Annotated in this window: 5 protein-coding genes; 4 read left to right on the forward strand and 1 reads right to left on the reverse strand. The window is 47.1% G+C overall.

Features of this window, described 5'->3' with window-relative positions; translation table 11 throughout:
- Positions 1-115 precede the first annotated feature (115 nt).
- A complete protein-coding gene (locus RID09_RS20875; protein WP_446337840.1) occupies positions 116-439 on the reverse strand; it encodes a hypothetical protein in 324 nt (107 codons plus the stop codon).
- A gap of 124 nt (positions 440-563) precedes the next feature.
- Here RID09_RS20875 and rpsB point away from each other — a divergent pair, with 124 nt between their 5' ends.
- From rpsB to recG, 4 genes are all read left to right on the forward strand, one after another.
- Entirely contained in the window at positions 564-1,559 is a 996-nt protein-coding gene (gene rpsB, locus RID09_RS20880) for a 30S ribosomal protein S2 (protein WP_446337841.1), read from the forward strand.
- Between the two features lie 94 nt (positions 1,560-1,653).
- Positions 1,654-2,268: a translation elongation factor Ts gene (gene tsf, locus RID09_RS20885; RefSeq protein WP_446337842.1), complete on the forward strand. Its 615-nt coding sequence runs from the start codon at positions 1,654-1,656 to the stop codon at positions 2,266-2,268.
- Positions 2,269-3,332: 1,064 nt separating this feature from the next.
- Complete coding sequence (locus RID09_RS20890) at positions 3,333-4,175, forward strand: hypothetical protein (RefSeq protein ID WP_446337843.1); 843 nt, start codon at positions 3,333-3,335, stop codon at positions 4,173-4,175.
- 48 nt (positions 4,176-4,223) lie between these two features.
- Positions 4,224-6,704, forward strand: a complete 2,481-nt coding sequence (gene recG / locus RID09_RS20895; protein ID WP_446337844.1) for an ATP-dependent DNA helicase RecG — start codon at positions 4,224-4,226, stop codon at positions 6,702-6,704.
- The last annotated feature ends 257 nt before the right edge of the window (positions 6,705-6,961 follow it).

Raw genomic sequence — 6,961 nt, forward strand, 5'->3', positions numbered from 1 at the left:
TTTGATATTTCCACATCTATCCAGAAGCTTCAAATCATTAACCACAAATACTGCACACCAATCCATCGGCATGATGGCTATAGTTATGCCACATAATCCACTTTTGTCCATTGATTTAATGACTAGAGGCGCACCGATCGCCTTTTCCTAGAGGAACGCTATAAAACCCCATATCCCAGGCTCTTGTAGCATTCTCAATCATGGCAACCTCCTGGCGCTGACACCCTAACAAAGTCGCCACCGCATCATAAACCCGTTCCACTGCCTCAAATTGCTGTGCCGCCGCTTCATATCCACCGATTTGGGCTTCTAACTGTAAATGTCCAACCACAGCCTCTAAAACCGACTCTGGCATTAATGCTGCACCCGCATTATTGAAATGTAAAACAGTCTCACAGCCCGGTGTGTCTTGACGGGCGCCTTGCCAATCCAATGTCATGAGCAAAAATTATGTTACCTTAGGAAGGTTGTCACAAATCGCACATTCAGGGTTTCGGGTGTTTCCCTCACAGGAAATCCGCCTGAATGGAGGATAAACCCGAATTAAGGAGTTTAAACTAATTATGCCAGTCGTCTCTTTGGCTCAAATGATGGAGGCAGGGGTTCACTTTGGTCATCAGACCCGCCGTTGGAACCCGAAGATGGATCAGTACATTTATACTGCCCGAAATGGAGTTCATATCATTGACTTGGTGCAAACTGCCCAGTTGATGGAAGAAGCCTACAGCTATATGCGAACCGCTGTAGAGCAAGGTAAACGCTGTCTTTTTGTCGGTACAAAGCGGCAAGCGGCGGGAATTATTGCCCAAGAAGCCAGTCGTTGTGGCGCGTACTACGTCAACCAACGCTGGTTGGGTGGAATGTTGACCAACTGGGAAACGATTAAAGGGCGGGTTGAACGACTCAAAGAACTCGAACGCCGCGAAGAAAGTGGTGCTCTTGACCTCTTGCCGAAAAAAGAAGCAGCCGTACTGCGCCGTGAACTGGGTAAGCTGCAAAAATATCTGGGTGGCATCAAAATGATGCGGCGAATCCCCGACATTGTCGTCATCATTGACCAGCGCCGGGAATACAATGCCATCAAAGAGTGTGAAAAACTCGGCATTCCCGTGGTGTCGATGCTTGATACGAATTGTGACCCGGATGTGGTAGATATTCCGATTCCCGCGAATGACGATGCGATTCGGTCGATTAAACTAATTATTGGCAAGTTAGCCGATGCCATCTATGAAGGGCGTCACGGTGAACTGGAGGTAGACGAAGAGGAGCGAGAGTTTGCCCAAGCCCTAGACGAGATGGAAGACGATTACAGCGACGATGTGGACTCCTTTGAGTCAGACATGGAGGAAGTTGAGGACAGCGCCAAGGAAGTTGAGGACAGCGCCGAGGAAGTTGAGGACAGCGCCAAGGAAGTTGAGGACAGCGCCGAGGAAGTTGAGGACAGCGCCGAGGAAGTTGAGGACAGCGCCAAGGAGGACGAGGACAGCGCCGAGGAAGTTGAGGACAGCGCCAAGGAGGACGAGGACAGCGCCAAGGAGGACGAGGACAGCGAAGAATAAGCAATGATGCATTTGTAGGTCTACCCGATACACTGGGGTTATCTGTCCGTTGTTCATCGGCACTGACAAACAACAAAGGAGGAATAAAGGCAAGATGGCGGAAATATCAGCAAAACTCGTCAAAGAGTTACGAGAAAAAACTGGCGCAGGCATGATGGACTGCAAAAAAGCGCTCAAAGAAAATGACGGCGATATGACCAAAGCCATCGAATGGCTACGTCAGAAAGGGATTGCTTCAGCCGAGAAAAAATCCGGTCGGGTGGCGGCTGAAGGAATTATCGGTAGCTATATCCACACGGGGGGACGAGTTGGTGTCTTAGTGGAAGTTAACTGCGAGACGGATTTTGTTGCCCGTCGCGAGGAATTCCAAGCCTTGGTTAAGGATATCGCGATGCAAGTTGCGGCTTGTCCGAATGTCGAGTATGTGTCTGTGGACGATATCCCAGCCGCTGTTGCCCAAAGGGAAAAAGAAATTGAAATGGGGCGCGATGACCTGGCAAAGAAACCGGATAATATTAAGGAGAAGATTGTTCAGGGTCGGATTGAGAAACGGTTGAAAGAATTATCGTTAATTGATCAACCCTACATCCGGGATCAAAGCAAGTCCGTCGAAGAGTTGGTCAAAGAAACCATTTCCCTGTTGGGGGAAAATATCCAAGTACGTCGCTTTACCCGTTATGTTTTGGGTGAGGGGATTGAATCAGAATAAACTCACTTCGCTCAAGAAGTAGCCGCCCAGACAGGTCAACCAAAATAGACACTCAACTCTTGTGTATCGTGGTGTCCACCAGAAATATAGAGACGTTGCAGGTAACGTCTCTATATTTCTAGAGAAAGTAGAATGTGGGGTGTCGGCTTGCGCCCTGCCCTTGTGGGAAAAAATTTTCAATCTCGTAGTGGACTGACACAGCTAAAATGTTGGAATAGGTTGTAGGTTGGGTTGGCGCATGTTACTAGGGCGGAATCTAGGGATTTAACCCTTACTACAAGCTGAATCTAATCTATCAATTTAGGTGTGCCACGCCGCCATCGTGGGTTAGGTGGAATTGAAGAAACTATCCGCCGTAACCCACCCATATTCAGGCGATAAATGTATTAAAATTGACTGAATTTTTGGGTAGATGTTGGGTTCAACTGTGCAATTAAATTAAGCGAGTTCGTAGTTAGGGATGTGAGCCTTTAATTCCTTGAATAAAATTTTACAAATATTTACAGATAAGCGATGGTGCAGGCTCCCTCGTGATTTATCCGAGGGATGAAACCAAGCAAGGCGTTTAGCCTAGCAACTTTAGTTGCTTTTTTTGTTGGATTTAGGTACAATAGTGACGTGAGAAACAGAGTTTGTAGGTGATAACTCTGTATACATAAAAACCTTCTGAAAAACATAAATGGTGTAATTGGTCTTGCTAGGATTTCAAACGAGCCAAAATTCGTACAATGCCGATTTTCTCAGTCGGAATAGCATTTTTGTAAAAACTAAATAGTTAATAAGTACCGTAGGGCATACGGAAACTTCCTAATTAATTTAGGTAAAAGCTTGGAGAGCTACCCGAAAAAGTGGAGTTCTAGATATTAAGTGATATTCGAGTTGGCTTCGGGTAGGACATAATTGTGTAAGACCTAATTAGAGGTGACTCGAAAGGGCAACGATTAGCTCAAGAATTCCCCGTATTTTAAGCGGGGGAGTGTCAATAAGGGGTGTCAACTTCGTCGGGGGATAATATCATGTTCGGTTGAATACTTACATTTTGATATCGCCCAAGGCAAATGACAGTGAACGCAGTTGAACGCATTGAGCAGGATTTAGCTAAGATGGAGGAAGCGAGCGCACATCTGGCTTCCCAACTCCACGACAGTTACGCCACCTATGTGACCCTGTTGGGGCAAACGGTGCAAAAACATTTGAAACAGGCAAGTTATCAGGTTTGTACTCAAGGCTATCCAGACGCATTTTTAAGTTTGTCCTTCAATCAGCGCCAAAATCTACAGCAAGCCTTGCGTCAGCTTGGTAAGGAAGGACAAGAGGAGTTAATCTTACACCTACAGCTTCCTCAAGACCTATCATCAATCCTGGAAGACGAGGATTTAGAACCCATAGCGGAGTCAACGGAATCCTCGGCTGAAACCACAGCAAACCATTCCCCAGATTCAGCCCTAGCCCCACAAAAACCGATTCTGCCCAATCAACTGCTACAGTGGCAAGAGATGCTAGAAGATAAAATTGCTCTCACCTTGCAAACTGTTTCCGTGAAGACCAATCATCTTTTACAACAAGAGGGTATTATTCCCGATAAACTACCACCAACTGTCCTGGAAGCGGCAACCAAAGCAGATGCGGCGGGTGAAAGCAGTCCCGGTTCAAATCTACTCAACCTTTTAGTCGAAACCCAAAGGTCGGATGATGACGATGATACAACCCTAACCCGAATTGTTGCGGTTAACCTGCGCCTATCCGAAATTGAGTTTACTGAACCGCAATTAGTCAAAGTGCGGAATCAAATTCGGCACCTGATTGCCCATACCACTAAATTTCAGCAACAGTATCGCAAAAAACAACGGGAGTGGACAGTGGTTCAAGCCGAAGCCGCATGGCGTGCGAGTTGGTTTGAGGATTAGTCATTCGTCATTGGTTATTGGTCATTTGTCATTCATAATTCAGAAATTGTGGGTACAGAATTTCCAGATTGGACACGATTACAAAAAGCACTTTCTGTCGAAGCAGAAAAGGGCTTTACTGATTTGCAGGGGAATCAGTACCGTTTTAGTGAATTTCTCTGCCTCAGTTTAGGGAAAACACCAGACGGACTTCTACCTGTGGAACGGCGCAAATGGCAGTCCATTGCGGCTGAGTTTGGGCGTTATGATCATAAGACTGTTGAAGACCGTCAACATCTGGTAGCTGATACACGACAGTTTCTCCACAAGCTGCAACAGGAAATTCAGCGTCGGGAATGGGAAAAGACTCATCCGCCTCAAACCCCAACCGTTAAATCCCCCCGGACTACGCCTCTGGTTGCGGAAACATCAACGTTAAACGTCAATTGTACCCTGGACTCACCTTTGTCCGAGTTACCCGATATTGGTCGTCGCCGCAGTGATTATTTAGGGCGTTTGGGATTATATACGGTGCGAGATATGCTCTACTATTATCCGAGGGATCATATTGATTATGCCCGTCAGGTGAATATTAAGGATTTAGTCGCCGGGGAAACGGTAACGGTGGTGGGTACGGTGAAGCGTTGTAACTGTTTTACCAGCCCTCGGAATAAAAAGTTATCGATTTTCGAGTTATTACTTAAAGACAACACTGGTCAACTTAAACTGAATCGCTTCTTTGCCGGAAATCGCTACAATCATCGCGGTTGGCAAGAACAACAAAAGCGTCGCTATCCGGCGGGGGCGATTGTGGCGGCGTCAGGGTTAGTGAAAAAGAATAAGTATGGGATTACCCTAGATACCCCAGAAATTGAGGTTTTAGACCATTTGGGTGGGAGTATTGACTCCTTAAAAATTGGTCGAGTTATGCCCGTTTATCCTTTAACGGAAGGAGTTCCCGCCGATTGGGTGAGACAGGCGGTGATGGCGGCGTTACCTGCGGTGAATCAACTGCAAGAGCCATTGCCGAAGGGGATGCGCCAGCAGTATGATTTGATGGGCGTGAGTGATGCGATCGCGAATTTACACTTTCCCACAGATACAGATACCCTCAGCCGCGCCAGACGCCGCTTGGTCTTTGATGAGTTCTTCTATTTACAGTTAGGATTTCTCCAGCGGCGGAAAATGCAGCAGCAAATTCAATCCAGTGCCATTCTCGCGCCCACGGGGAAACTCGTTGAACAATTTTATCACCTGCTGCCCTTTGAACTCACCTGTGCCCAAAAACGGGTGGTCAACGATATTCTCAACGACTTACAAAAATCGAGTCCGATGAATCGTTTAGTCCAAGGGGATGTGGGTTCGGGGAAAACCGTGGTAGCTGTGATTGCGATTTTGGCGGCGATTCAGTCGGGGTATCAAGCCGCATTAATGGCACCAACGGAAGTATTAGCAGAACAGCATTATCGTAAATTAGTCAGTTGGTTTAATTTACTCCATCTACCCGTCGAATTGCTAACCGGTTCGGTGAAGGTGAAGAAGCGCCGGGAAATCCATTCCCAGTTAGAAACCGGGGAATTACCCCTGTTGGTAGGAACTCATGCATTAATTCAGGACCCCGTGAATTTTCAGCGCTTAGGATTGGTGGTGATTGATGAACAGCATCGGTTTGGCGTGGAACAACGGGCGCAGTTGCAACAAAAGGGACAATCCCCTCATGTGTTAACCATGACAGCTACACCGATTCCTCGGACACTGGCGTTAACCTTGCATGGGGATTTGGATGTGAGTCAGATTGATGAGTTACCGCCGGGACGCCAAACGATTCACACCACAGTATTAACCGGGAAAGAACGCCAAAACGCTTATGACTTGATGCGTCGAGAAATTGCCCAAGGGCGTCAAGCGTATATAGTCCTACCTTTAATTGAAGAATCAGAAAAACTGGATGTGCGATCGGCAGTAGAGGAGCATCAGCGACTCTCTGAGAGTATTTTCCCACAGTTTCAGGTGGGATTATTACATGGGCGGATGAGTTCAGCAGAAAAAGATGAGGCGCTGAATGCGTTTCGGGATAATCAGACGCAAATTATTGTCTCCACCACGGTGATTGAGGTGGGGGTAGATGTCCCGAATGCGACGGTGATGATGATTGAAAATGCGGAACGGTTTGGCTTGTCACAGTTGCACCAATTACGAGGGCGTGTGGGAAGGGGTTCCCATCAGTCCTATTGTTTATTAATGAGTGGGTCGAAAACTGATACAGCGCGTCAGCGTTTGGGGGTGTTGGAACAATCCCAGGATGGCTTTTTTATCTCGGAGATGGATATGCGGTTTCGCGGTCCTGGGGAGGTTTTAGGGCGGCGTCAGTCGGGGTTGGCGGATTTTGCCTTAGCCAGTTTGGTAGAAGACCAAGAGGTGTTGAATTTGGCAAGAGATGCGGCGGAGAAGATTGTGCTTGAGGATAAGGCGTTAGAGAGTTTGCCGTTAATTAAGGCGGAGTTGGACTATCGGTATTCTAAGTTAATGGGTGGGGCGATTTTAACGTAGTCGCGGAAGTCCTCACCCTCAACAGAGTAGGGTGAGGATGGACAGCGGGAAATCGGAGGAACGTAGATTTCCAAATTACCTAGCTAGATGCAATTTTTTAGTGTTATAATAACAGTAACCCACTTAGGTCTACATGGTTTGGCATGGGCTGAAGATAGTCGGGCTAGGTGTGATAGAGATGTAGTCCTTGCGCGTTAATGAACTCGACCACCGTTCGCTTTTATAGCGTCCTCCAAAAGAATAGCGCAAGATGCCAA

The sequence above is a fragment of the Coleofasciculus sp. G1-WW12-02 genome, from assembly GCF_040219735.1.
Classification (GTDB): domain Bacteria; phylum Cyanobacteriota; class Cyanobacteriia; order Cyanobacteriales; family Coleofasciculaceae; genus Coleofasciculus.